The sequence below is a fragment of the Burkholderia sp. Tr-862 genome (assembly GCF_011753085.1).
In the GTDB taxonomy this organism is placed as follows: Bacteria; Pseudomonadota; Gammaproteobacteria; order Burkholderiales; family Burkholderiaceae; genus Burkholderia; species Burkholderia ambifaria.
Window position 1 is genome coordinate 1 of the sequence record NZ_VWWG01000076.1, and the last position, 21,307, is coordinate 21,307.

Sequence of the window (21,307 nt, forward strand, 5' to 3'; positions counted from 1 at the left end):
GCGGTGGGCCCACGCCCGCAGGGCGGCCGCGAGGTCCGGCGGGGGTTAGTGGATGCGCACAGCCGCGCCGAGCAGTTCGACACTGGCGCGGTTGCGCGCCGAGCACGTCGCGGCGACCCGTGCGCCCGCCTGGGCGGCCAGCTGGATCGCGAACGTGCCGACCGCGCCCGCGCCGCCGTGCACGAGCACGCTCTGCCCTGCAAGCAATCCGCCGTCGTCGAACAGGCCGGCCCATGCGGCCAGCGCGGGCGTCGGCGTGGCGGCCGCCGCCGCGAAGCCGACCGCATCGGGCAGGCGCACGACCGAATCGTGACGCACGGCGACGTATTCCGCATACGCACCCCAGCGCCCCGCGCCGACGTCGGTCTGCGCGAACACGCGCATCCCCGGCGTGAAACCCTCGACGCCGTCGCCGACCGCCTCGATCACACCAGCCGCGTCGAAACCGATCACGAACGGAAACGTCATCTGCATGAACGCGCCGAGATAGCCTTCGCGGCATTTCCAGTCGGCAGGATTGACGCCCGCGTATACGACGCGGATCAGCACGTCGCCGGGGCCCGGCTTCGGTGCGGGAACGTCGGCCAGTCGCAGCGCGTCGGAATGACCGACGCGGTCGATCAGCAAGGCTCGCATGGTGGTGTCTCCCGTGTTGTCGTTTGCATTGCGGTGGGTCGCGTGCGCGCCGCGTGTCACGCCGCCGTGTCGGCCAGCAGGCTCGACGCGAGCGGACAGAACGCATGCGAGATCGCATCGACCGTCCAGTCGGGGCTTTCCGCGTCGAACCGGCGGTCGACCCAGCCCCAGTGATACGGATGCAGCAGGTATTCGCCGAGCAGGTCGCCAACCTGTGCGAATTCCTGTTGCCAGACGTGGGTCCACGCGCCCGGCGTCACGATCCGGCTCAGCCGCCAGTTGCGAATGCCGGGCATGAACGCGGGCATGCGCAGCAGTTCGCGCTCGAGCTCGCGCACCTGCGCTTCGTCGGCCTGCGGCCGCACCCGAAGCATCAGCGTGCGCCATACGCCATCGCGCAGCGCCGGCTCGCGCACGCTGCCGCCGATCGCGCGGCACGCGGCGCTGTCGATTCGCACCACGCCCGGCACGCGGGCCAGCGCGTTCAAATCCATCGCTCGATCGTTCGCCCCTTCGTCGCGCAGCACGTCGAGCGTGTAGTCGCCCGCCCCCCAGCAGCCGTCGAGATTGCGTGCGAGCGCCACGCGGGTCGCGCCGGGCAGCGCATGCGCGGCGTCGCGCAATGCACGTTCGATCGCGCCGGCATCGCCGGTCGCCGCCACCCATACCTGGGCCGTGTCATGCCGCATGGTCGACCTCCGTCAGCGTGGGCAGCGGCGCATCGGCGTCCGTCATCACATGGCGGCGGCGCGCGTCGCACAGCGCGTCGACGGCCATCCAGAACGCGACCACGTCGCCGTCGGTCAACGCGCGCATCCGGTAGTACGACGGCGCATCGGCGACTTGCCACGTCAGCCACAGCGTGCTCGGCTGCCCCGGCACCGCGACGGGCGGCGACACCCAGCGGCCGGCGGCCGTCAGTCCGCGCGCCGCGTGGCCCGGCAAATAGCGGTCGCGCAGTAGCGTCAGCACGTCGGGAATGCGCTCGGGCGCGAGGGTGATTTCGTCTACGATCTGGATCATGCGCGGGTCGTCCCGGGTGGTTCGTGGCGGAATGCGACAACGGCCGCCTACGCCGTTCCGGCGAGGCCGGAAGCGGCCGGCGTGGATAGCATTCTTGCGTGGCGACGCGCGGCGAACCCCTACCGGCCCGCTCACCGGCCCCTGTCGCAACGCTCAGATCGGGAAACACATGAAACAGCGCGCATTGCCGGCACGCAGCCGCGTGCTGCCGGGCCTCGGCGCCCGCCTGCTCGACGAACTGACGCGCAGCGGCGCAGCGCCGGCGCAACGGCGCACGACGCCTGCCGCGGCCGCGCTGACGACGACGCCCGGCGGCTTCGTCGCGCTGTATCGCGACGCGATCGAGCGGCTCGAGGCGCAGGTCGCGCGCGGCGACGGCCATCCGCCGATGCGCAAGCAGGAAGTCGACCTGATGTGCCGCTGCCTGCTCAGTTGCGCGACGCTCGCCGACGCGATCCGCTGTGCAGCCGAATTCTGCGAGATGCTGACGCCGCGCGCCGGCGCGCTGTCGCTCGCCGTGCGCGACGCTCGCGCGACGTTCCGGATGGATTCGCTGCGCCGCACGCGCAGCTCGGCCGCGTGCCTCGTCGACCTGACGGGGCTGTTCTGCTATCTGCAGTTGTTCGGCTGGCTGATCGGGCAGCCGCTGCGGCCGGACGAAGTGTGGCTCGGCCATCCGCGCCGCGACGATGCGATGCCGCTGCTCGGGCTGTTCAACGCGCCGGTCCACGTCGGCCGCAAAACCTACGGCTTCGCGTTCGACGCGGCGCGGCTCGATGCCCGCGTGATCCGCCAGCCGGGCGAACTCGCCGCGTTTCTCGTGGATTTTCCATTTCGTCTGATCGATGCGGCGCCGGCCGTCGTGTCATGGGCGCAGCAGGTGCGCGGCTTTCTCGACGCGGCGCTCGCGCACGAACAGGCGCTGCCCGCGCTGACCGAGCTGGCGACGTGGCTCGGCGTGAGCGAGGCGACGTTGCGGCGGCGGCTCGCCGCCGAAGGCAGCAGCTATCACGCGTTGCGCGAGCAGTGCCTCGCTGACGTCGCGCGGCGCTGCCTGCGCGAGTCGGACTGGCCGGTCGCGCGGATCGCCGCGCATCTCGGGTTCAGCGGCGAGGAAGCGTTCCGGCGGGCGTTCGTGCGATGGACGGGCATCGCGCCGAGCCGGTTCCGGCGCGATGGCAGCGCCGCCGACGTTCCGTTTCATCAGACGTGAACGCGGTTCGATTTCGCCAAAAAAGAAAGGACTTCGAAAGCATTCGGCGAACACTGACGTTTTTTCGCATCCCCTCGGCCGCCGATGATTGACGCGCCGGAGCGCTCGCCATTACGCTTGCGCGCTGATGGTTCCCCGGAAGGGGATCAAAAGGGAACGCAGCAGAGGCCGTGCCTCGAATCTGCGGCTGCCCCCGCAACTGTAATCGGCGAATCCGCGCCACCACACGCCACTGGGAAACCGGGAAGGCCGGCGCGAATGACGACCCGCGAGCCAGGAGACCTGCCATCGACCCGAGGTCCAAGCAGCCGCACCGGGCGGGGTGTCCCGATGCGCCAGCACCGCCTTTGGCGGTCGCCCCGTTGCATGGACGGCCCGACCTCAGGACCCTTCAGATGTCCAACCTTTCCGCATCCGCTTCCACGCCGGAAGCGTCGCGCCGTGGCGCCTCCGTCATGCGCGGCGTCTTCGCGCGCGCACGCCGTACCTGCAACACGATCACGCTCGCCGCCTCATGAATCTTCGCCACCTTCTCGCCACGTCCGCCGCCACCGCGCTGCTCTCCCCGATCGCCCACGCTGCCGGCGACACGGCGCTCACGCAGCCGCGCCAGTCCGCCGACGGCACCCTGCCGACGATCGCCGTGACCGACACGCGGCACCTGCCCGAATCGTTCGACCAGCGCTATGCGACGACGCAGGTGCTCACGCGCGCCGATCTCGACCGGCTGTCGCCGAGCGAGCCGAGCATCACGCAGGCGCTCGCGATGCTGCCGGGCGTGACCGTCTCGCAGACCGGCGGCCCCGGCTCGTCCGCGTCGGTCAGCATCCGCGGCTCGTCGGCCAGCCAGGTCGCGGTGTTCATCGACGGGATCCGGATCGGCTCGCCGACCACCGGCATCGCGCCGTGGGCCGACCTGCCGACCGAAGCGTTCGAGCGCGTCGAAGTGATTTCGGGGCCGGCCGCCGCATCGTTCGGCGCGAATGCGATGGGCGGCGTCGTGCAGCTGTTCACGCGCCGCGCCGCCGGCCAGCCCAACCAGACGAGCGTGTCGTTCGGCGGCGGCTCGAACAAGACCTTCGACACGCAGCTGCGCACGTCGGGCACCGTGCCGTCGACCGGGCCGCTGGCCGCGCTCGGCGGGCTCACCTACTCGCTCGGCCTGCACTCGTACAACACCGCCGGCATCGACGCGACGCGGCCCGTGCTGCCGTACCACGAGGACGGCCGCAATCCGTATCACGCGCAGGATCTCGATGCGCGCCTCGGCTACGCGCGCGATAACTGGTCGATCTCGACGTTCGCGCTGTATCACCGCTCCGACCTGTCCTATGACAACGCCGGCTTTGCGAACCGCGAGCTCGATCATCAACTGACGACCGGCATCGCGTTCCATCTCGACATCACGCCCGACACGCAGTTCGACCAATCGTTCGGTTATGCGAACGACCGCCAGTTCCTGTATGCGAGCGACCCGGCCATCCGGACCGACCGGATCGACTCGCAGCGTATCAGTTCGTCGACGTCGCTGACCCATCAGGCGCACGGCTTCCACCTGTTCGGCCTACCGCTGTCGGGCGAGACGAAGGTCGCATACGACTTCACGCGCGAGCAGGCGTTCCTGCCGGTCGACGTGCCGGACGGTGTGCCCACGCGCAACGATTCCGCGTTCTCGCTGCATCAGTCGGCGACGCTCGGCAGCGTGACGATGTTCATCGCGGGCCGTCACGAGATCATCGTGGGGAAAGCCGTGAACACCGGCAACGCAGCGTTGTCGTGGGCGATCACGCCGGTCTATACGGCGCGCGTGTCGTACGGCAATGCGTTTCGCCTGCCGACGTTCAACGACCTGTACTACCCCGGTTACGGCAATCCGAACCTGAATCCGGAGCGCAGCAATTCGGTCGAAGCCGCGCTTGACGCGAACACGGCGTACGGCACGTTCAGCGCCGCGATCTACGACACGCGCGTCAACAACCTGATCGCGTACAACCCGGCGACGTTCTCGCCGATGAACATCGGCCGTGCGCATATCCGCGGCATCGACCTGTCGTACAAGGGCACGATCGGCCGCACGACGCCGGTGAGCATCGCGGTCGGGATCCTCAATCCGCAGGACGAAACCAACGACAGCTGGCTCAACCGCCGGCCGCGCCAGACGGTCAGCGTGAACGTCGACCACACGTGGGACGAATTGCACCTGCATGCACTGAGCACCGGCGCGTCGCTGAACTACGGCGGCACGACGTTCGACGACCCGGCCAACGCCACGTATCTGCCGTCGTACCTGACCGTGAACCTGCGCGCGTCGTACAAGATCAATGCGCACCTGACGGTGTCAGCGTCGCTGTCGAACCTGTTCGACCGTCAGTACGTGACCGCGTACGGCTACAACACGCTCGGGCGCACCGCGTTCGGCAAGGTCAGCTATACGTTCTAATCGCGGCGGTGGGCGCATCGGCGCGCGCGGTCGCGGGCGTCGATGCGGACGGGTTCGCGGGTGCCGAATGCCGTCGCGTTCGATCGCACCGCGGTTCGCGTCAGGACCACACGATGCCGTGTACGCCCGCAATCAACTGGATCGCGCCGAACACCGCGATCACGACGGCCGACACGCGCGACAGCCCGTGCATGAACGTCAGCGGCATCTTCGTGCGCAACGCGGCGGTCGCGCTGCTCAGGCACAGCCACCACGTCGCGGAACCGAGGAACACGCCGGCGACCATCAGCGCGACGGTCGGCCCCATCGCGTCGTCATGCGTGCCTGTCAGCGGGCCGAGCGCCGCGAAAATCCCGACGAACGACAGGATCGTCATCGGATTCGACAGCGTCAGGCCGAACGTCGTCAGGAAATCGCGCAGCACGGTCGTGCGCGGCAAGTCGCGCTGCGCCGCCGATGCGGCCGGCGCCTGCCGCGCGATGGTCCAGGCCAGCCACACGAGGAACGCACCGCCGCCGATTTTCAGCGCGACGGTCAGCATCGGAAACGCGGTGACGATGCCGGCAACGCCCAGCGCGCCGAGCAGCCCGTAGATCGCATCGGCGCACGCGGCGCCGATGCCGGTGGCGAACCCCGCGTGAAAGCCTCGGCTCAGGCTGCGCTGGATGCACAACATCCCGATCGGGCCGACCGGCACCGCGATCGACAATCCCATCACGACGGACTTGATGAACAGCATGGCTGGCTCCTCGCGACATCCAGTGGCTTTAACCCGAATCGTAGGGAAAGTCCGGTCGCCGCTGAAGGCGGTTTTTAAGGAAAAATGGCTGCTTCACCTTAAAAACTCCGCCGCAATGGACGAACTCGACTGGAAGGTACTCGCGCTGCTGCAAGCCAACGGCCGCATCAGCTACACGGAGCTGGCACGCCAGGTTCATCTGTCGGTGCCGGCGGTGACGGAGCGCGTGAAGCGCCTCGAATCGGCCGGCGTGATCGACGGCTACACGGCGCGGGTCAATCCGGCGGCGGCCGGCTACCCGGTGAGCGCGCTGATCGGCATCACGGTGCCGCAGCCGGCGAAGGCGAAATTCCTGAAGCTGCTGGAGACGATTCCCGAAGTGGTCGAGTGCCATCACGTGACGGGCGCGGATTCCTACGTGATGCGGTTCGTCGCGGTCAGCATGGCGCATCTCGAGCAACTGATCGAGCGCATCAACCTGTACGGCGAAACGCGCACGTCGATCGTGATGTCGACGCCGCTGCCGGCGCGCGGGCTCGCGCGTCCGGCTGCCGCGAGCGAAGGCAGTCGGGGGTGACACGATGCCCTGCGCCATATCTCCGGCAGCGGGGACTTCAAGGAAATTTTCTAACGTATTTGACGATTGGAACAGACGTATGGCCAAAAACCGTAATGTCTGGAAAGGCGGGAAAGCAACGCTCAAGGGTCTTCTACTTCCGTTTGAGGATCAGCACGATGCACGCCCAAGTAACCATTCCGTCGACGTCAGACACATCGGCCCTTACCTGAAATGAATCGATCCAACGCAACATTCATCGGCCTCGCTCTGCGACTTCTATTCGCCAGCCTCTGTGTGCTGGCCGCTGATTCGCAGGCCAGCCCTTTTACAGCACCGACCAGCAAGGTAAGTGCATCCACGTCCGACCTGCCACGTTACGAAAAACTGCCGTTGTTCAGCCCGCACCGCAAGACCTTCACATGCGTGTATCAGAACCAGCACGTACCGCCTGTCGATCCCCAGGCTGAATTGTGGTTCCAGCAAGCGCTGGCGCTTGATAACCCGAACATTGATTACGACAAGCGCGATTACGGGACGATTTATCAACTCTACATGCAGGCTGCCGAGCGCCATCACTGGAAGGCCATGCTTAATATCGCCTCGCTGATATTGAGCGATCGTCAGGGTGTGCTAACCCATGATCCGGAAACCGCTATCCGCTGGGTGGAAAAGGCGATGAAACTGGGCGTGCCTGACGCCTACGACATGATGGGCATCTATCATCAGAATGGGCTGGTCAAGAGTGGCGATGCCACGAGTGCCTATGCCTTCTTCCAGCGCGCTGCCGATATGGGCAGTCCATCCGCACAAACATTTATCGGGACAAAGACGGATGCGGCACATGACGACCCAGGCGGTGAATTCTGGGGCAATCTGCCTATCGCGACACAAATGCTGGAATGTGCCTTCGCACAGGGATATGGGGATGCGGCCGATGAGTTGGGACTGGTCTACGCGAGGGACAATACCCCCGAAGGTAAAACACGCGCTCTTAAAATTCTGCACGACGGTGTAAAACTCGGAAGTGCCAAATGCGCGCATAGCCTGGCACCAGAGTTTCGGGGCCTAGACCTCACCGACGGCACCAACCTGGTCGGCCATATCGACAAGGCACGTGCTGAACGTTACAGCAAGCTCGGGGATGCGCTCGAGTTTTATCAGGGCCGCCTGAAGCTGCCGAATCTCGACAAGGTACTTCCGTTGCCTCCAGCACCGTTGCCGAAATGGGATGGCAAAGTACAGACGTTGATCGACGGTGCAAAGGCCGTGACCGCGCCCGCCAAACCGCAGAAGAGTGCGGCGCCGCAAGGTTGGGAATTCATTCCGAGTGGGTATGCCGTGGCGGCACGAGAACAAAGCACGATGGTCGTCAGGGGCAACGATCCAGTACCACGCGACGGCTATTGGCTCGCGCTGTATGGTCCGCCATCTGCCTCCAAGGCCGATCTGATCCCCGCCCGTCAGAACACGCCGGAGCGCTATCAAATCGGTGAACGCTTCGGGGCGCCGTCATTCGACTGGCTGGCGGCAGACCAGTCGTCCTGCCGCACCTCGAGCAACTGATCGAGCGCATCAACCTGTACGGCGAAACGCGCACGTCGATCGTGATGTCGACGCCGCTGCCGGCGCGCGGGCTCGCGCGTCCGGCTGCCGCGAGCGAAGGCAGTCGGGGGTGACACGATGCCCTGCGCCGCGCGATGCTGTGCCATGCGCACCTTGCGCGAACCGGACAACCTGCCATGTCAGTGATCGGACTCAATCATTACAACCTGCGCGCGGATCGGGCGACGCTCGATACGCTGCGCGATTTCTACGTGAACGTCGTGGGTCTCGAGTTGGGCTATCGTCCAGCGTTCCAGAGCGCCGGCTATTGGCTCTACGCGGGAGCGCAGGCAATCCTTCATCTGTCGGAAGCGCGGCCTGGCGAGGTGCGGCCATCGCACGTCGTCAATACGTTCGACCATATGGCGTTTTCATGCGAAAACGCCGCCGACATGGAACGGCGTCTCACCGAGGCGCAGGTCCGGTACGCGCGCAGGTACGTGCCGCTCACGAGGCAGCTCCAGCTCTTTTTCGCCGACCCGGCCGGCACTGGCGTCGAGTTGAACTTCGCCGAGCCCGACCGCGATTCCGGTGACGACCCGGATTAGCACGCGCGGTTCGGGCCGGCGATTCGTTCGCGCCGCGATGGCGTTGACGGCGCGCCGTGCGCCGGTTGGGCGCGCTGACGATCAGTACGGCCCCGTCACCTGCCGACCGCTCCGCCGAGCAAGCCGCCGACGAGCGACGTGACCGGCGCGAGCGGATTGCTCGTACCGCTCGACGTAGCACCGCCGCTCGTACCGGTGCCGGGACCGTTGTGCACGGTCGCCGGTATCCCGCCGACCACACTCGTGACCAGGCCTGCAACCGGCGCGACGCCGTTTGCTCCGTTCGGATTCACGAGACCGCCCGCGTTGGTCACCGTATTGCCGACCACCCGGACGAGCTGCCCGACATCGCCGACGACCGGCTGCGACGAGGTGGCCGACACCTTCGTTCCGGCCGACGTGATCGCCCCGCCGACCTGCCCGAGCAGGCCGGCGACCGGCTGGCCGAGGCCGGTCGCCGTGCCGACCTGTTGGGTGAGGTTGCCGGCCGTCGTCACGAGTGGCGTGATCGCCGACCCGGTTGTCTGGGTCGCCTGCTGCACCGGACCGGATGACACGGTCGAGCCGACCGTGGCGCCCGCCGACTGCAGCCCGTGGGCGACCGTGTCGAGCAGGCCGCCGACCGGCGTCGTGATCGGCGCGAGCGGCGACAGCGGGCCCGCGCCGAGCGCCCTGACCGTCTCGCTCAGGCCCAGGACGGGATTACCCGTGGAACTGACGACGGTGCCGAGTCCGGTGACTGTCCTGCCGACCGGGTCCGGCGTGATGCCGATCTGGCTGATCCCACCGCTCACCGCGTTCGCTGTGTCGCGGATGATCGAGCCCACGCCGGTGATCGTCGCGCCCGGGCCCGCGGTGAGGCTCTTGCCGACGCCCGGCAGAGTCACGTCGCCGACCGTGGTGCCGGCGTCGATCACGACCTGACCGACCGTGCTGACGACGCCGTTCGTGCCCGGCGCGCCGCTGGTGCCCCAACCGCCGCTCGTCGTTCCGCTGGTGCCGCTGCTGGTGCCGCTTGTGCCGCTTGTGCCACTGGTTCCGCTGGTTCCGCTGGTTCCGCTGGTTCCGCTGGTTCCGCTGGTTCCGCTGGTTCCGCTGGTTCCGCTGGTTCCGCTAGTTCCGCTAGTTCCGCTAGTTCCGCTAGTTCCGCTAGTTCCGCTAGTTCCGCTAGTTCCGCTAGTTCCGCTAGTTCCGCTAGTTCCGCTAGTTCCGCTAGTCCCGCTAGTTCCGCTAGTCCCGCTAGTCCCGCTAGTCCCACTAGTCCCACTAGTCCCACCGGTCACGCTCGTACTCGTGCCGATGTTATTAGCGGCCACGGTCGGTGCGGTGATGTCGCCGCCGCCGCACGCGGCCAGCGTGCATGCCGCGGCGATCGCGGCGAGCGCAACGCCGGTTCTGGTGAAATGCCGATACATGGATGCCCCTCGTCGGTTTTTTCTGATCAATGCGTTCGACAAGCATCTCTCGTGCCACCCTGACCGGCCTCGCCTCAATTCCGCGATCGCTGGGCATCGGGCCCTGCTGAAGGCCGTCCCACGCAGGACGTGCGGCTTGCGGGCTGAAACCCGCCCCCTCCGATTCGCCTCGCATGGCCATCGAACGTTCACGTAACACGGGGGACACGTTACGTAGCATCGGCACGAAACTGCGACGACACTCGCAATGGCGTCGAAGCGAACATCACGGGCTCGCCGCTCATTCCGGTAACGAATCGGCGGCCATAAGCGAACCGGTGGCCAACGCTTCGGTGCAGCGTGAAAGGGGGTATAGGGGCCGACGACGAGCCATCCGCCACGGTCGCTCTCGACGCCGATCGCACCGGACGTGCGTCATGGCCGTTTCACGAGCGTCACGATCGTGAGCGTGCCGTTCACGCGCTCGATCCGGACCTTGACCTTGTCGCCCACGTGCAGCGAATCGATCATCGCCGGGTCGCTGGCCTTGAACGCCATCGTCATCGGCGCCATCCCGACGTTCTCGAGCGCGCCGTGCTTCAGCGTCACCATGCCGTGCGCGGCATCGATCCGTTTCACTTCGGCGTCGGTCAGCGTCGCATCCGGCGCGGCCATCTTCATGTCGCCCATGCTCATGCCGGACATGCTGCCGCCCGCGCGCACCGACGTCGCCACGACGGCCATCGCGCCGAGAACGGCGATGGCGATGCCTCGGATCTTCATCGGGATTCTCCCGGCTGCAGCGAATGACGAATGCGCCCCGCTACACCAGCAACGTCGCGACCGCCCACCCAATCAGCACGACGCCGAGCACGCGGCCGATGCGCTCGCCGCCGGGCAGCACCTTTTCGACCAGCACGAACAGCGACAACGCGACGATCCATACGACGTTCATCACGCCGCCGACGAACAGCAGCGCCATCAGCAGCCAGCAACAGCCCACGCAATACGCACCGTGGCGCACGCCGAGCAGGAAGCTGCCCGTGATGCCCGGCCGCCAGTACGTCGTGAGGAACCGGACCGGCGACCGGCATTGCCGCAGGCAGGCCTGCTTCAGCGGCGAAAACTGATAGATGCCGGCCAGCGCGAGGACGATCGCGGACAGCGCAGCACTCTTCGACCACAGCATCATCCCGGAGATCAGGCCGGCAGGCTGCAGCAGCATCTGCAGCACGGCCGCGACGACCGAGAACGCGAGCCACGATGCCAGATAGCCGGCCAGCAGGAACGTCGACGTGAATGCCGATCCGGCGCCCGCCGGATCGTGATGCCGCAGCACGCGCCGGTACAACAGCACGAGCGGTGCCGCACCGGGCGTCATCATCGCGATCATCATCACCCACCACATCAGGATCACGGTCGCCAGCGATGGGTCCATCGCGGCCATGTCGTCGGCCAGCCGATGCGGGAACAATGCGAGCGCCGTCATGTCCAGCGCCGACATGCCGGTGCCGGCCCCCGTCCACAGGTAGACCCAGCACGCGCCGACGAGCGCGGTCAAGCCGAGCAGCGTAACGACGCGCTCGCGCCCGAGAACATCGTCGACGGGGATCATGCCGTGACGCGATGCCGGATCAGCCCGTGATTGTTCAGATGCAGCCGTGCGAACTGCGCGTAGCTGCCCTCGAGATTCAGCTCGATGTTGCCGTGCGACCGGCCGGTACCCGAACCGATCTCGGCAAGCTCGTATTCGAAGCCGTGCGGCAGGTCGATCCGTGCGCGATGTTCGGCGCCCGTCACCGGATTGCGGATCGGTTCGCCGACGAGGTCGAACACGCCCTCGACGCTGATACGGCCGCGCCGCGCATCGACATCGACGTCGAAATCTATCTTCGCGAAGATCGGATCGAACGCCTGCTCGAGCGTCGACGCGAACACGGAGAACATCGTCGCGAATGGATCGGTATCCTGACCGGTCATGATCTTCAGCACGGCCTCGCATTGCGCGGGGCTCGCGCGCGCGTCGACGATCGGCTGACAGCGGCCGTGGCCTTCGTGAATCGCTCCCGGCCACTGGAACACGACCGCGATCCGCACGCCGTCGAGCACCACGTCGCCGTAGTGACCGCTGTCGATCGAAATCGCACCCATCGCTTCGCAATTGCCATGCGTCGGCAGCGAATTGAACTGGCAGGGGCAACCGTATGAGCAATTGCAGTTGATCAGCTCGGTTCCCTGAATCTCCCACGGCGTCATGGCTTCACCTCGCGCGGTCGGCGATACGTAACGTTTCGAATCTAGTGCACCCCACGGGGGAAAGCAAAGTACGCACGAGGCGCGTCGATCGTCGCTGAAACAGCGTCCGCGCGGCGTGCAATGGCACGTGCAATAACACGTGCAATCGATCGTGTTCGCGCCATGTCGGACAAAAGCCAACGACCCTGTTGCATCGCAACGAATGCGGGCATTCCGCATCGGTCCTGGTCCATACTGTTTCGCAATCGACCACTCCCCGACCGTCGTCGCCCCGGTTGGCTGTCATGCGCGCTCATAGTGCATTGCTCTTTCTCGTCGGCACCCTGCTTACCGCGGGCGGCTACGGCGCCACCTTCCTGCTGTCGATGCGTTTTCACATGATCGGCGGCAGCGATCTCGATACCGGCGCGGCGCTGGCTGCCGCGACGGTCGGCACCTTCGCAGGCCTGTCGGTGGTCGGCTGGTTCTCGCGGCAGATCGGCGCCGCGCGGATCGCCGCGTTGTCGTCGCTGTGCATCGGCGCCGGCATCGTCGGCTTCGCACTCGTCGGGCGCGCACCGTTCGCCGACTTGCTGTCCGGCTTCCTGGTCGGCTTCGGCTGGGGCGCGTTTCACCTGGCCGCGCCGATGTCGCTCGCCGAGCGGACCAGCGGCGCCGCGCGAAACGTATGGTTCTTCCGGTCGGCGACCTTCCAGATGACGGGCATCGGCGCATCCCCGGCATTTGCCGCGTATGCGATGCGGCTGCTCCACTGGTCGATCGACGACACGCTTTACGCGGTCGGCGCGCTGTGCGCGCTCGCGTCGCTGATGCTGGAGGCGTTCGGCCGCCTGTGTCCGCGCCCGCCCGCCGCCGCTTCCGGCGGCCGCTGGGTGCGCGACCTTCGCGCCATCTCGCGCACGCGCGCGGCCGTGCCGATCGCGATGATCGCGCTCGGCACCTGCGTGTTCTCGGGCCTGATGACGTTCCAGATGTCGTTCATGCAAGGCACGCAAGCGCGCCCGGGCACATTCTTCAGCCTTTACACAGTGACGGTGGTGACCGCGCGCTGGCTGCTCGGGAAATGGGTGCGAATGGCGCGCCCCGAAATCGCGACCAAGGGGTTGCTCGTGACGATGTTGCTCGGGGCGCTCGCGATGTTCGGCGCGTCCGCGCACGCGTCGTTCCAGTCGGTCGCGGCGGTGCTGCTCGGCGCCGGCTACGGCCTCGTGTATCCGGTCATCCAGGCGCAGGCGCTCAACGATTGCCCGGCCACGCAGCAGCACGGCGTGCTCACGTGGTTCGTCGCGTCGTATTTCATCGGCACGTTCGGCTTTCCGTCGGTGGGCGGCTGGGTGATGGTGCACGCCGGCAAGGGCGCGTTGCTGATGCTCATCGCGAGCTGTGGTCTCGCGGCGCTGTCGCTCGCGTTCCTGCACGACCGGCCGGCGCCAGCGCGCACGCGATGAGCGGCGGCGCGATGCCGGTGCGGCTAACCGGATTTCTTGGGCGCACGTGCGATGGAGAACCACGCCATCGCGGCGCCCGCGACCCACGCGCAGGTCACCAGCAGGTCGAAGTCCATCATTCCCTCGAAATTCGCACTGTTCTCGAAGCTGCAATGCCGGCCGTGGAGGAATTCGATGCAACCGCTGACGACCCACTGGACGTGCATGAATACGTGATAGACGGCGAAGGCCGAAGCAATGACGGCGACGCGCAGGGGTATAGTCGTTTTCATTCGGCGCCGGAGGCGGTAGGCTGATCTGACGCCGATCTTAAGACAACGACGCCGCATCAGGCAATCGATCCCGCGCGAACGTCATGACCGGCATGCACGACGGCGAATCGCCATCCGCATAAACCCCGAGAAAACCCATGTCCGAACCTCACACGATCGCGCTGATCGTCGATCCCGAATACGGCGAGCGGATCCGCGCGGTCGCCGCCGGCGTTCGGCACGCGTGGGTCGTGACAAGTGACATGAACGATGCGGCCATCGAGCAGATCTGGCGCGAATCGCGCACCGCGCGCACGTCCGGCGACGAAGGCCGGGTCACGAAGTTCGATCGCCACGGCGACGACCGGGGCAGCTGGTGCGAGCGGATACTCGACGCGATCGACGATCACCACGGCAACCATGCGCACGATCGCGGATACGCGGCGCTCGACGTGCATGGCGTCGCGCTTTCTGCGCAACTTCGTGCGGCGCTCGTCGCACGCGGGTTTGCGGTATTCACGCCGACGCACGACGGTTTTCTCGCCGGCAAACATCCGCCGCCTGAACGATGACGCGCGCCGCTTACGCGTCGTCGATCTGCCTGAGCGTCTTCAGGCAATCCACCGCGAGCTGCTGATAGACCCGCGTGCCGTTCGTCTTCGCCGCGATCTCCGCGTCGCTCAGCCGCCGCACCACGCGCCCCGGCACGCCCGCGAGCAGCACGCCGCGCGGCACCTCGTAGCCGGCCTTCACGAACGCGCACGCGGCGACGATCGTCGTCGCGCCGATCGTCGCTCCGTCCATCACGACCGCGTTCATCCCGATCATCGTGTCCGGTTCCAGCGTCGCGCCGTGCACGATCGCGCTGTGGCCGATGTGGCTGTTCATGCCGAGCCGACACGTCTCGCCGATGCCGACGTGCAGCACGCAACCGTCCTGCACGTTGCTGCCGTCGTCGACGACGATCGCGCCGAAATCACCGCGCAGGCTCGCATGCGGGCCGATGTAGCAGCCCGCGCCGATCGTCACGTCGCCGATCACGACCGCGCTCGGATGAACGTACGCGGATGGATCGACGCGCGGGCGCGTGCCGTTGAATTCGAACAGCGGCATCGCTCAGAGCACCGCGGCCGCTTCGGGCACGAGCGTGAACAGGTCGCCGACGAGGCCGTAGTCGGCCACGCCGAAGATCGGCGCTTCGGGGTCCTTGTTGATCGCGACGATGACCTTCGAATCCTTCATGCCGGCCAGATGCTGGATCGCACCCGAGATGCCGACCGCGATGTACAGCTGCGGTGCGACGATCTTGCCGGTCTGGCCGACCTGGTAGTCGTTCGGCACGTAGCCGGCGTCGACTGCCGCGCGCGATGCGCCCAGTGCGGCCTGCAGCTTGTCGGCCAACGGCTCCAGCACCTTCGTGTAGTTCTCGCGGCTACCCAGACCGCGGCCGCCCGATACGATGATGCTCGCGCTGGTGAGTTCGGGACGATCGAGTTTCGTCACTTCGCGGCTGATGAACCGAGATACGCCTGCGTCTGCCGCCGCTTCGATCGTGTCGATCGATGCACTGCCTCCTTCCGCCGCAATCGGATCGAAACCGGTCGCACGCACCGTGATCACCTTGATCGGGTCGCCCGACTGCACCGTCGCGATCGCGTTACCTGCGTAGATCGGGCGCTCGAACGTGTCGGCCGAAACAACCGCTGTGATGTCCGAGATCTGTGCAACGTCGAGCTTTGCGGCGATGCGCGGCGCGATGTTCTTGCCGAAGGCGGTGGCCGGCGCGAGGATGTGCGAGTAGTTCGCCGCAATGGTCAGTACCGTCGCTTCGACGTTCTCGGCGAGACCGTCCGCGAGCGGCAGCGCGTCGGCGAGCAGCACCTTCGACACGCCTGCGATCTTCGCGGCCGCGTCGGCTGCGCCTTGCGCGTTGTGGCCCGCAACCAGCACGTGAATGTCGCCGCCAACGAATTTGCCAACCTCGGCCGCCGCCGCCACCGTGTTCAGCGTCGCGGCCTTGATCGACGCGTTGTCGTGTTCTGCAATCACCAGAATCGTCATTTCTTTCCGCTCCCTCTTACAGCACCTTGGCTTCGGTCTTCAGCTTCTCGACCAGCGTCTTCACGTCCGGCACCTTCACGCCGGCTGCGCGCTTCGGCGGCTCGACCACCTTCAGCGTCTTCAGACGCGGCGCGACGTCCACGCCCAGGTCTTCCGGCTTCACGGTTTCCAGCGGCTTCTTCTTCGCCTTCATGATGTTCGGCAGCGTCACGTAGCGCGGCTCGTTCAGGCGCAGGTCGGTGGTCACGACCGCCGGCAGTTGAAGCGACAGCGTTTCCGCGCCGCCATCGACTTCCCGCGCAACCGTGACACGACCATCGGCGATCGTCACCTTCGACACGAACGTCGCCTGCGGCAGACCGGCGAGCGCAGCCAGCATCTGGCCCGTCTGGTTCGAATCGTCGTCGATCGCCTGCTTGCCGAGGATCACCAACTGCGGCTGCTCCTTGTCGACCAGCGCCTTCAGGATCTTCGCGACGGCCAGCGGCTCGACGCTGTCGTTCGACTCGACCAGGATTGCTCGATCCGCGCCGATCGCCAGCGCCGTGCGCAGCGTTTCCTGCACTTGCGCGACACCGACCGACACGGCCACCACCTCCGTCACCACGCCGGACTCCTTCAGCCGCACGGCCTCTTCCACCGCAATCTCGTCGAACGGGTTCATCGACATCTTCACGTTCGCGATGTCGACGCCGGTGCGGTCGGACTTCACGCCGACCTTCACGTTCGCGTCGACCACGCGCTTCACTGCCACGAGCGCTTTCAACTGCCTGTCTCCTGTTTCGTTTCGACCGCCGCGACGCGTCAGCGCGCGGTGTACCCGCCGTCGATCACCAGCTCCGCCCCCGTCACGTAGCGCCCGGCCGGCGACACGAGATACAGGATGCCGGCCGCGATATCGCGCGGACTGCCGATCTTCGCCATCGGCACATGCGTCTGCATGTATTCGAACGCGCGGTCCGGATCCTGGCCCATCTGGCGGAACGCGTCCTCGAGCATCGGCGTGCGGATATAGCCGGGATGCACCGAGTTCGCGCGGATGTTCTTCGTCGCGTACAGCATCGCGTCGACCTTCGCCATCATCCGCACCGCCGCCTTCGACGCGTGATACGCGGGCACGTCGGGGCCGCCGACGATCCCGTACATCGACGACAGGTTCACGATCGAGCCGCCGCCGGCCGCTTCGATGTGCGGGATCGCGGCGCGCGTGCACAGGAACACGCCGTTGACGTTCACGTCCTGCACGCGCTGCCACTGCGCGAGCGTGAGTTCGTGCGTCGGCACGTTGTGCCCTTCGATGCCCGCGTTGTTCACGAGCACGTCGAGGCGCCCGAAGCGCGCGACGATCTCGGCGAACACGCGCGCCACATCGGCCTCGTGCGTCACGTCCAGCGACCAGAACGCGGCCTGGCCGCCCTGCGCGCGAATCTCCTCGACGAGCGCCTCCGCCGGTTGCGACAGCACGTCGAGGATCGCGACGCTCGCGCCGGCCGCGGCCAGCGTGCGGGCCGTCTCCGCGCCGATGCCGCGCGCGCCGCCGGTGATCGCGGCCACCTTGCCGCGCAGGTCGAACAGGTCTTCGATGAGTTTCATTGCGTCTCCGGGTGATCAAGCGGACCGGCTTCGAACAGGCCGGCCGTCATTGGCATCGTGGGTTATCGCGCATCCGGCGCGGCGAGGAAATCGAGGCATTCCCGATTGAAATAGACCGCGTGCTCCACCATGACCCAGTGGCCGCAGCGGTTCAGCAGCACGAAGCGCGCGTCGCGGCAGCGTTCGAGGAACGTCAGCGCGCCGCCGACCGGATTGAAGCGATCGTCCGTGCCCCAGAAGCCGAGCACCGGGCAGCGCAGGTCGCCGAGCACGCCCGTCAGGTTCGGCACGCTCATCGTCGACAGCACTTCGGTCGGCTGCTCGACGCATACCTTCATCCGCTCGGCGACGAGCGCGTCGGTGACGATCGCCGGATCGTGCACCAGCAGCGTCAGCAGCTCGCGCATGGTCTCGTCATTCATCTGGCGATTGGTGAACAGCTTCACCATCCGCTGGATGCCTTCCATCCGGAAATAGGTGTCGCGATCCTCGACGCCGCCCGGCGCCATCATGATCAGCCCGTCGACTTCGTCGGGGTAATCGAGCGCGTATTTCAGCGCGATCGCGCCGCCGAGCGAGTTGCCGAGCAGCACGGCCGGCCCGAGGCCGAGCGCGGACAGCTGCGCGTGCAGCGCGCCGACGAAGAAATCGAGCGTGTAGGCGACGTCCGACGGCTTCGACGACTGCCCGTAGCCCGGCAGGTCGACGACGATCGCGCGATGGCCTGCGGCCGCGAACGCGGGGTAGTTGTGCTTGAAATTGCTGAAACCGCTGGCGCCCGGGCCGCTGCCGTGGATGAACACCACCGGGCGGCCCTCGCCCGCCTCGAAATGATGCAGGCGCAGGCCGCCCGGAACGTCGGTGAAGATGCCGGCCGGCGGCGTCATGGGGGTCGTCATCGCGGGTTGTCTCCTTCGTCGGTCGATGGATGCCTGCCACGATGATTGCGCCGCCCGCGCCGGCCGGCATCATCCTTTCAGACTACGAAGCCGCGCGCGCTTGTTCCTATCATCGGGCCACCGAAACGGAGGCAGACGATGAACGGATTCGACTACAGCGGCAAGACGGTGCTCGTGACGGGCGGCACCAAGGGCATCGGGCGGCGCATCGCCGAGCGGTTTCTCGCGGCGGGCGCGCGCGTGTTCGTCTGCGGGCGCAGCGTGCCCGACACGCTGCCTTCTGCCGGCGGCCGCACGGCCGGTTTCATCGCGGCCGATCTGCGCGACATCGAGCAGATCGATGCGCTGCTTGCGACGGTCCGCGACGCGGCCGGCGGCCTCGACATCCTCGTCAACAACGCCGGCGGTTCGCCGTTCGTGCTCGCGGCCGACGCATCGCCGCGCTTCACCGAATCGATCGTGCGGCTGAACCTGATCGCGCCGCTGCAGCTCGCGCAGCGCGCCAACGCGATCATGCAACCGCAGCCGCACGGCGGCGTGATGCTGTTCATCGCGAGCGTCAGCGCATCGCGGCCGTCGCCCGGCACGGCCGCCTATGGCGCCGCGAAGGCGGGCCTCGTCAACGCGGTCACGTCGCTCGCGGTCGAGTGGGCGCCGCGCGTGCGCGTGTGCGCGATCAGCCCGAGCCTCGTGCAGACGGAATCGGCCACCGAAGGCCACTACGGCGACGACGCCGCGCTCGACGCGATCCGCGCGACGATACCGGCCGGCCGGCTCGCGACGCCCGACGATGTCGCGTCGGCGTGCCTGTTCCTCGCGTCGCCCGATGCGTCGTACACGTCGGGCGCGAACCTGCGGCTCGACGGCGGCGGCGAACGGCCCGCGTTCCTGTCGGCGGCACGGGCCGACCCGCGATAACGCCCGCGGCGCAAGCAGCGTCGCCCGATCGTTTCCAGTCCTAGGGAAGTCATCTAGTTCATTTTGACGATTCCCTGCTACCGCGATCTCCCTACTCTGCCTCTCACGACAACCACAGTCGACCGTCGTCGATACCCCAGAGGAGACACCATGCATCAACGGATTTCGCGCCGTACCGACAAGCGGGCCGCCGCCACGCTGTCGACGCTGGCCGTCGCGCTGCTGTCGTGCGCCGTTCCCGACGCGCACGCCGGCAGCACGATCGAGCTTGGCGCCGACACGACGCTGGACTACACGTTCACGCTCAGTTACGGGCTCGGCATGCGCACGCGTGCGCCGAGCGGCAATCTGCTGACGCCCGCGAACATCAACGGCGACGACGGCGACCGCAACTTCGCGAAGAACAAGCTGATTGAGAACCAGGTCAGCCTGCTCGGCGAAGTGAACCTCAAGCACGACGACTGGGGCGTGTTCGTCCGCGCGAACACGTTCTACGACCAGGCCTATCACCGCCCGAACTACAACGATGCGCCGGGCACCGTGAACCAGTCGGGCCAGTACAACAACTTCACGAGCGACGCGCGCTACTGGTCGGGCGGCCACACGACGCTGCTCGCCGCGTATGCGTACAACACGTTCCATCTCGGCTCGACGAGCCTGAACGTGAAGGTCGGCGACCAGGTGGTCGCGTGGGGCGAAAGCCTGTTCTTCCCGAACATCGCCGGCGCACAGGGGCCAGCCGATGCGACCAAGTCGTACATGGCCGGCGCCGAGGTGAAGGACATCCTGCTGCCGGTGCCGCAGATCTCGACGCAGTGGCAGATCACGCCGAACTTCAGCCTGCTCGGCTACTACCAGTTCTCGTACCAGCAGAACCGGCTGACCGCGCCCGGCACGTACTGGAGCTACTCCGACGTCACGGGGCCCGGTGCGCAGTACATCATCGGCCCGGGCGGGATGATCATTCCGCGCGGCCCCGACGACAAGCCGAGCGCGCGTAACCAGTGGGGTATCGGCGCGCGCTTTCGCGTGCTGGGCGACACCGAGCTCGGCCTGTACCACCTGCACTACAACGACATGAACCCGAGCGTCGTCACGACCTACTTCCCGACGCTCCAGTACCAGCAAAAGTATTTCAGCAACATCAAGCTGACCGGCGCGAGCTTCTCCACGCAGATCGGCCCGGTCAACGTCGCCGGCGAAGTGTCGTACCGCCAGGGCGCGGCCGTGCTCGTCAACACGCCGACCGGCCCGCAGTCGACGCGCGCGAACGTGCTGCAGACCAACCTGTCGGGCATCTACTCGATCGGGCCGAGCTTCCTCGCGAACTCTCAGTCGCTGATCGGCGAACTCACGTACGTGCATGCGGGCAGCATCTCCGAGCTCGACGGCTCGACGACGCTGGCCAACTCGCGCAACGCGCTCGCGATGGAGATCGCGTGGACGCTCAGCTACAAGAACGTGTTCAACGGCTGGGATCTCGACGTGCCGCTGACCTACACGCACGACCTGACCGGCACGTCGCCGCTCGCCGGCGCGCTCGGCTCGCTGACGGGCCAGGGCGATCACCGCGTGACGGCCGGCGTGACGTTCACGCGCCTGAGCAACCTGCAGCTGTCGCTCGTCTACGCCAAGTTCCTCGGCTCGCCCAACCCGGTCACGCGTCCGCTGTCGGATCGCGACTACGTGCTGGCCACGGCGACCTACCACTTCTGAGCGGCCCGGCC

Annotated in this window: 22 protein-coding genes, 2 pseudogenes and 1 riboswitch; of the genes and pseudogenes, 10 read left to right on the forward strand and 14 right to left on the reverse strand. The window is 66.9% G+C overall.

Annotated features, from left to right (window positions below):
* Window positions 1-48: 48 nt before the first annotated feature.
* The 3 genes and pseudogenes from F3J14_RS20210 to F3J14_RS20220 all read right to left on the reverse strand — a co-directional run.
* Window positions 49-636: pseudogene (locus F3J14_RS20210) on the reverse strand (NADP-dependent oxidoreductase); the annotation flags it as partial.
* A gap of 56 nt (window positions 637-692) precedes the next feature.
* The gene (locus tag F3J14_RS20215; RefSeq protein WP_166724529.1) at window positions 693-1,325 is read right to left on the reverse strand and encodes a Dabb family protein; all 633 of its coding nucleotides are present in this window, start codon (window positions 1,323-1,325) and stop codon (window positions 693-695) included.
* Window positions 1,315-1,659, reverse strand: coding sequence for a hypothetical protein (locus tag F3J14_RS20220; RefSeq protein WP_166724530.1), 345 nt, complete (start codon window positions 1,657-1,659; stop codon window positions 1,315-1,317). Before F3J14_RS20220 ends, F3J14_RS20215 begins: the two co-directional genes overlap by 11 nt.
* A 169-nt stretch (window positions 1,660-1,828) precedes the next feature.
* Between F3J14_RS20220 and F3J14_RS20225 the strand changes: the two genes are divergently transcribed.
* Both F3J14_RS20225 and F3J14_RS20230 read left to right on the forward strand, forming a co-directional pair.
* A complete protein-coding gene (locus F3J14_RS20225; protein WP_166724531.1) occupies window positions 1,829-2,872 on the forward strand; it encodes an AraC family transcriptional regulator in 1,044 nt (347 codons plus the stop codon).
* Window positions 2,873-2,983: 111 nt separating this feature from the next.
* Window positions 2,984-3,177: riboswitch (cobalamin riboswitch) on the forward strand.
* Window positions 3,178-3,386: 209 nt separating this feature from the next.
* Window positions 3,387-5,312 carry a TonB-dependent receptor gene (locus tag F3J14_RS20230; protein ID WP_166724532.1) on the forward strand — a complete coding sequence of 642 codons (1,926 nt, stop codon included), beginning with the start codon at window positions 3,387-3,389 and terminating at the stop codon, window positions 5,310-5,312.
* 100 nt (window positions 5,313-5,412) lie between these two features.
* On the opposite strand, the gene F3J14_RS20235 is transcribed toward F3J14_RS20230, so the two are convergent.
* Window positions 5,413-6,051, reverse strand: a complete 639-nt coding sequence (locus F3J14_RS20235; protein WP_166724533.1) for a LysE family transporter — start codon at window positions 6,049-6,051, stop codon at window positions 5,413-5,415.
* 115 nt (window positions 6,052-6,166) lie between these two features.
* Between F3J14_RS20235 and F3J14_RS20240 the strand changes: the two genes are divergently transcribed.
* From F3J14_RS20240 to F3J14_RS20255, 4 genes and pseudogenes are all read left to right on the forward strand, one after another.
* Window positions 6,167-6,628, forward strand: a complete 462-nt coding sequence (locus tag F3J14_RS20240) for an Lrp/AsnC family transcriptional regulator (RefSeq protein ID WP_166724534.1) — start codon at window positions 6,167-6,169, stop codon at window positions 6,626-6,628.
* 213 nt (window positions 6,629-6,841) lie between these two features.
* A complete protein-coding gene (locus F3J14_RS20245) occupies window positions 6,842-8,173 on the forward strand; it encodes a tetratricopeptide repeat protein (protein WP_247682255.1) in 1,332 nt (443 codons plus the stop codon).
* Window positions 8,146-8,286 (forward strand): annotated as a pseudogene (locus tag F3J14_RS35755) (AsnC family transcriptional regulator); the annotation flags it as partial. The gene F3J14_RS20245 and the pseudogene F3J14_RS35755, both read left to right, overlap by 28 nt.
* 63 nt (window positions 8,287-8,349) lie before the next feature.
* Entirely contained in the window at window positions 8,350-8,760 is a 411-nt protein-coding gene (locus F3J14_RS20255; RefSeq protein WP_166724556.1) for a VOC family protein, read from the forward strand.
* Window positions 8,761-8,855: 95 nt separating this feature from the next.
* Here F3J14_RS20255 and F3J14_RS20260 read toward each other — a convergent pair whose 3' ends face one another.
* From F3J14_RS20260 to F3J14_RS20275, 4 genes are all read right to left on the reverse strand, one after another.
* Window positions 8,856-10,175, reverse strand: a complete 1,320-nt coding sequence (locus tag F3J14_RS20260; RefSeq protein ID WP_166724535.1) for a collagen-like triple helix repeat-containing protein — start codon at window positions 10,173-10,175, stop codon at window positions 8,856-8,858.
* A 414-nt stretch (window positions 10,176-10,589) separates the two neighbouring features.
* Window positions 10,590-10,937: a copper-binding protein gene (locus tag F3J14_RS20265; RefSeq protein ID WP_166724536.1), complete on the reverse strand. Its 348-nt coding sequence runs from the start codon at window positions 10,935-10,937 to the stop codon at window positions 10,590-10,592.
* Window positions 10,938-10,977: 40 nt separating this feature from the next.
* Window positions 10,978-11,769 (reverse strand): DUF2182 domain-containing protein, encoded by a 792-nt coding sequence (locus F3J14_RS20270; protein ID WP_166724537.1) that lies wholly within the window; start codon window positions 11,767-11,769, stop codon window positions 10,978-10,980.
* Window positions 11,766-12,410 carry a DUF1326 domain-containing protein gene (locus F3J14_RS20275; RefSeq protein WP_166724538.1) on the reverse strand — a complete coding sequence of 215 codons (645 nt, stop codon included), beginning with the start codon at window positions 12,408-12,410 and terminating at the stop codon, window positions 11,766-11,768. Before F3J14_RS20275 ends, F3J14_RS20270 begins: the two co-directional genes overlap by 4 nt.
* 284 nt (window positions 12,411-12,694) lie before the next feature.
* On the opposite strand from F3J14_RS20275, the gene F3J14_RS20280 reads away from it, so the two are divergent.
* The gene (locus tag F3J14_RS20280; RefSeq protein WP_166724539.1) at window positions 12,695-13,858 is read left to right on the forward strand and encodes an MFS transporter; all 1,164 of its coding nucleotides are present in this window, start codon (window positions 12,695-12,697) and stop codon (window positions 13,856-13,858) included.
* 23 nt (window positions 13,859-13,881) lie between these two features.
* Here the strand turns inward: F3J14_RS20280 and F3J14_RS20285 are convergent, their stop codons facing one another.
* Window positions 13,882-14,130 (reverse strand): hypothetical protein, encoded by a 249-nt coding sequence (locus F3J14_RS20285; protein WP_166724540.1) that lies wholly within the window; start codon window positions 14,128-14,130, stop codon window positions 13,882-13,884.
* A gap of 137 nt (window positions 14,131-14,267) precedes the next feature.
* On the opposite strand from F3J14_RS20285, the gene F3J14_RS20290 reads away from it, so the two are divergent.
* Entirely contained in the window at window positions 14,268-14,681 is a 414-nt protein-coding gene (locus F3J14_RS20290; RefSeq protein ID WP_166724541.1) for a hypothetical protein, read from the forward strand.
* 10 nt (window positions 14,682-14,691) lie between these two features.
* On the opposite strand, the gene F3J14_RS20295 is transcribed toward F3J14_RS20290, so the two are convergent.
* From F3J14_RS20295 to F3J14_RS20315, 5 genes are all read right to left on the reverse strand, one after another.
* A complete protein-coding gene (locus F3J14_RS20295; protein WP_166724542.1) occupies window positions 14,692-15,222 on the reverse strand; it encodes a transferase hexapeptide repeat family protein in 531 nt (176 codons plus the stop codon).
* A gap of 3 nt (window positions 15,223-15,225) precedes the next feature.
* Entirely contained in the window at window positions 15,226-16,170 is a 945-nt protein-coding gene (locus tag F3J14_RS20300) for an FAD-binding protein (RefSeq protein WP_166724543.1), read from the reverse strand.
* A gap of 16 nt (window positions 16,171-16,186) precedes the next feature.
* Window positions 16,187-16,936, reverse strand: a complete 750-nt coding sequence (locus F3J14_RS20305; RefSeq protein WP_166724544.1) for an electron transfer flavoprotein subunit beta/FixA family protein — start codon at window positions 16,934-16,936, stop codon at window positions 16,187-16,189.
* Window positions 16,937-16,974: 38 nt separating this feature from the next.
* Window positions 16,975-17,763, reverse strand: a complete 789-nt coding sequence (locus F3J14_RS20310; protein WP_166724545.1) for a glucose 1-dehydrogenase — start codon at window positions 17,761-17,763, stop codon at window positions 16,975-16,977.
* Window positions 17,764-17,825: 62 nt separating this feature from the next.
* On the reverse strand, window positions 17,826-18,662 hold the full coding sequence (locus F3J14_RS20315) for an alpha/beta fold hydrolase (RefSeq protein ID WP_166724546.1): 837 nt from the start codon (window positions 18,660-18,662) through the stop codon (window positions 17,826-17,828).
* 138 nt (window positions 18,663-18,800) lie between these two features.
* On the opposite strand from F3J14_RS20315, the gene F3J14_RS20320 reads away from it, so the two are divergent.
* Complete coding sequence (locus F3J14_RS20320) at window positions 18,801-19,580, forward strand: SDR family oxidoreductase (RefSeq protein WP_166724547.1); 780 nt, start codon at window positions 18,801-18,803, stop codon at window positions 19,578-19,580.
* 150 nt (window positions 19,581-19,730) lie between these two features.
* The gene (locus F3J14_RS20325; RefSeq protein ID WP_166724548.1) at window positions 19,731-21,296 is read left to right on the forward strand and encodes a DUF1302 family protein; all 1,566 of its coding nucleotides are present in this window, start codon (window positions 19,731-19,733) and stop codon (window positions 21,294-21,296) included.
* Window positions 21,297-21,307 lie beyond the last annotated feature (11 nt).

Excerpts from the sequence above, each read along its gene's own strand:
- F3J14_RS20215 (WP_166724529.1), bottom strand. The coding sequence starts at position 1,325 with ATGCGGCATGACACGGCCCAGGTATGGGTGGCGGCGACCGGCGATGCC.
- F3J14_RS20220 (WP_166724530.1), bottom strand. The coding sequence starts at position 1,659 with ATGATCCAGATCGTAGACGAAATCACCCTCGCGCCCGAGCGCATTCCC.
- F3J14_RS20225 (WP_166724531.1), top strand. The coding sequence starts at position 1,829 with ATGAAACAGCGCGCATTGCCGGCACGCAGCCGCGTGCTGCCGGGCCTC.
- F3J14_RS20230 (WP_166724532.1), top strand. The coding sequence starts at position 3,387 with ATGAATCTTCGCCACCTTCTCGCCACGTCCGCCGCCACCGCGCTGCTC.
- F3J14_RS20235 (WP_166724533.1), bottom strand. The coding sequence starts at position 6,051 with ATGCTGTTCATCAAGTCCGTCGTGATGGGATTGTCGATCGCGGTGCCG.
- F3J14_RS20240 (WP_166724534.1), top strand. The coding sequence starts at position 6,167 with ATGGACGAACTCGACTGGAAGGTACTCGCGCTGCTGCAAGCCAACGGC.
- F3J14_RS20245 (WP_247682255.1), top strand. The coding sequence starts at position 6,842 with ATGAATCGATCCAACGCAACATTCATCGGCCTCGCTCTGCGACTTCTA.
- F3J14_RS20255 (WP_166724556.1), top strand. The coding sequence starts at position 8,350 with ATGTCAGTGATCGGACTCAATCATTACAACCTGCGCGCGGATCGGGCG.
- F3J14_RS20260 (WP_166724535.1), bottom strand. The coding sequence starts at position 10,175 with ATGTATCGGCATTTCACCAGAACCGGCGTTGCGCTCGCCGCGATCGCC.
- F3J14_RS20265 (WP_166724536.1), bottom strand. The coding sequence starts at position 10,937 with ATGAAGATCCGAGGCATCGCCATCGCCGTTCTCGGCGCGATGGCCGTC.
- F3J14_RS20270 (WP_166724537.1), bottom strand. The coding sequence starts at position 11,769 with ATGATCCCCGTCGACGATGTTCTCGGGCGCGAGCGCGTCGTTACGCTG.
- F3J14_RS20275 (WP_166724538.1), bottom strand. The coding sequence starts at position 12,410 with ATGACGCCGTGGGAGATTCAGGGAACCGAGCTGATCAACTGCAATTGC.
- F3J14_RS20280 (WP_166724539.1), top strand. The coding sequence starts at position 12,695 with ATGCGCGCTCATAGTGCATTGCTCTTTCTCGTCGGCACCCTGCTTACC.
- F3J14_RS20285 (WP_166724540.1), bottom strand. The coding sequence starts at position 14,130 with ATGAAAACGACTATACCCCTGCGCGTCGCCGTCATTGCTTCGGCCTTC.
- F3J14_RS20290 (WP_166724541.1), top strand. The coding sequence starts at position 14,268 with ATGTCCGAACCTCACACGATCGCGCTGATCGTCGATCCCGAATACGGC.
- F3J14_RS20295 (WP_166724542.1), bottom strand. The coding sequence starts at position 15,222 with ATGCCGCTGTTCGAATTCAACGGCACGCGCCCGCGCGTCGATCCATCC.
- F3J14_RS20300 (WP_166724543.1), bottom strand. The coding sequence starts at position 16,170 with ATGACGATTCTGGTGATTGCAGAACACGACAACGCGTCGATCAAGGCC.
- F3J14_RS20310 (WP_166724545.1), bottom strand. The coding sequence starts at position 17,763 with ATGAAACTCATCGAAGACCTGTTCGACCTGCGCGGCAAGGTGGCCGCG.
- F3J14_RS20315 (WP_166724546.1), bottom strand. The coding sequence starts at position 18,662 with ATGACGACCCCCATGACGCCGCCGGCCGGCATCTTCACCGACGTTCCG.
- F3J14_RS20320 (WP_166724547.1), top strand. The coding sequence starts at position 18,801 with ATGAACGGATTCGACTACAGCGGCAAGACGGTGCTCGTGACGGGCGGC.
- F3J14_RS20325 (WP_166724548.1), top strand. The coding sequence starts at position 19,731 with ATGCATCAACGGATTTCGCGCCGTACCGACAAGCGGGCCGCCGCCACG.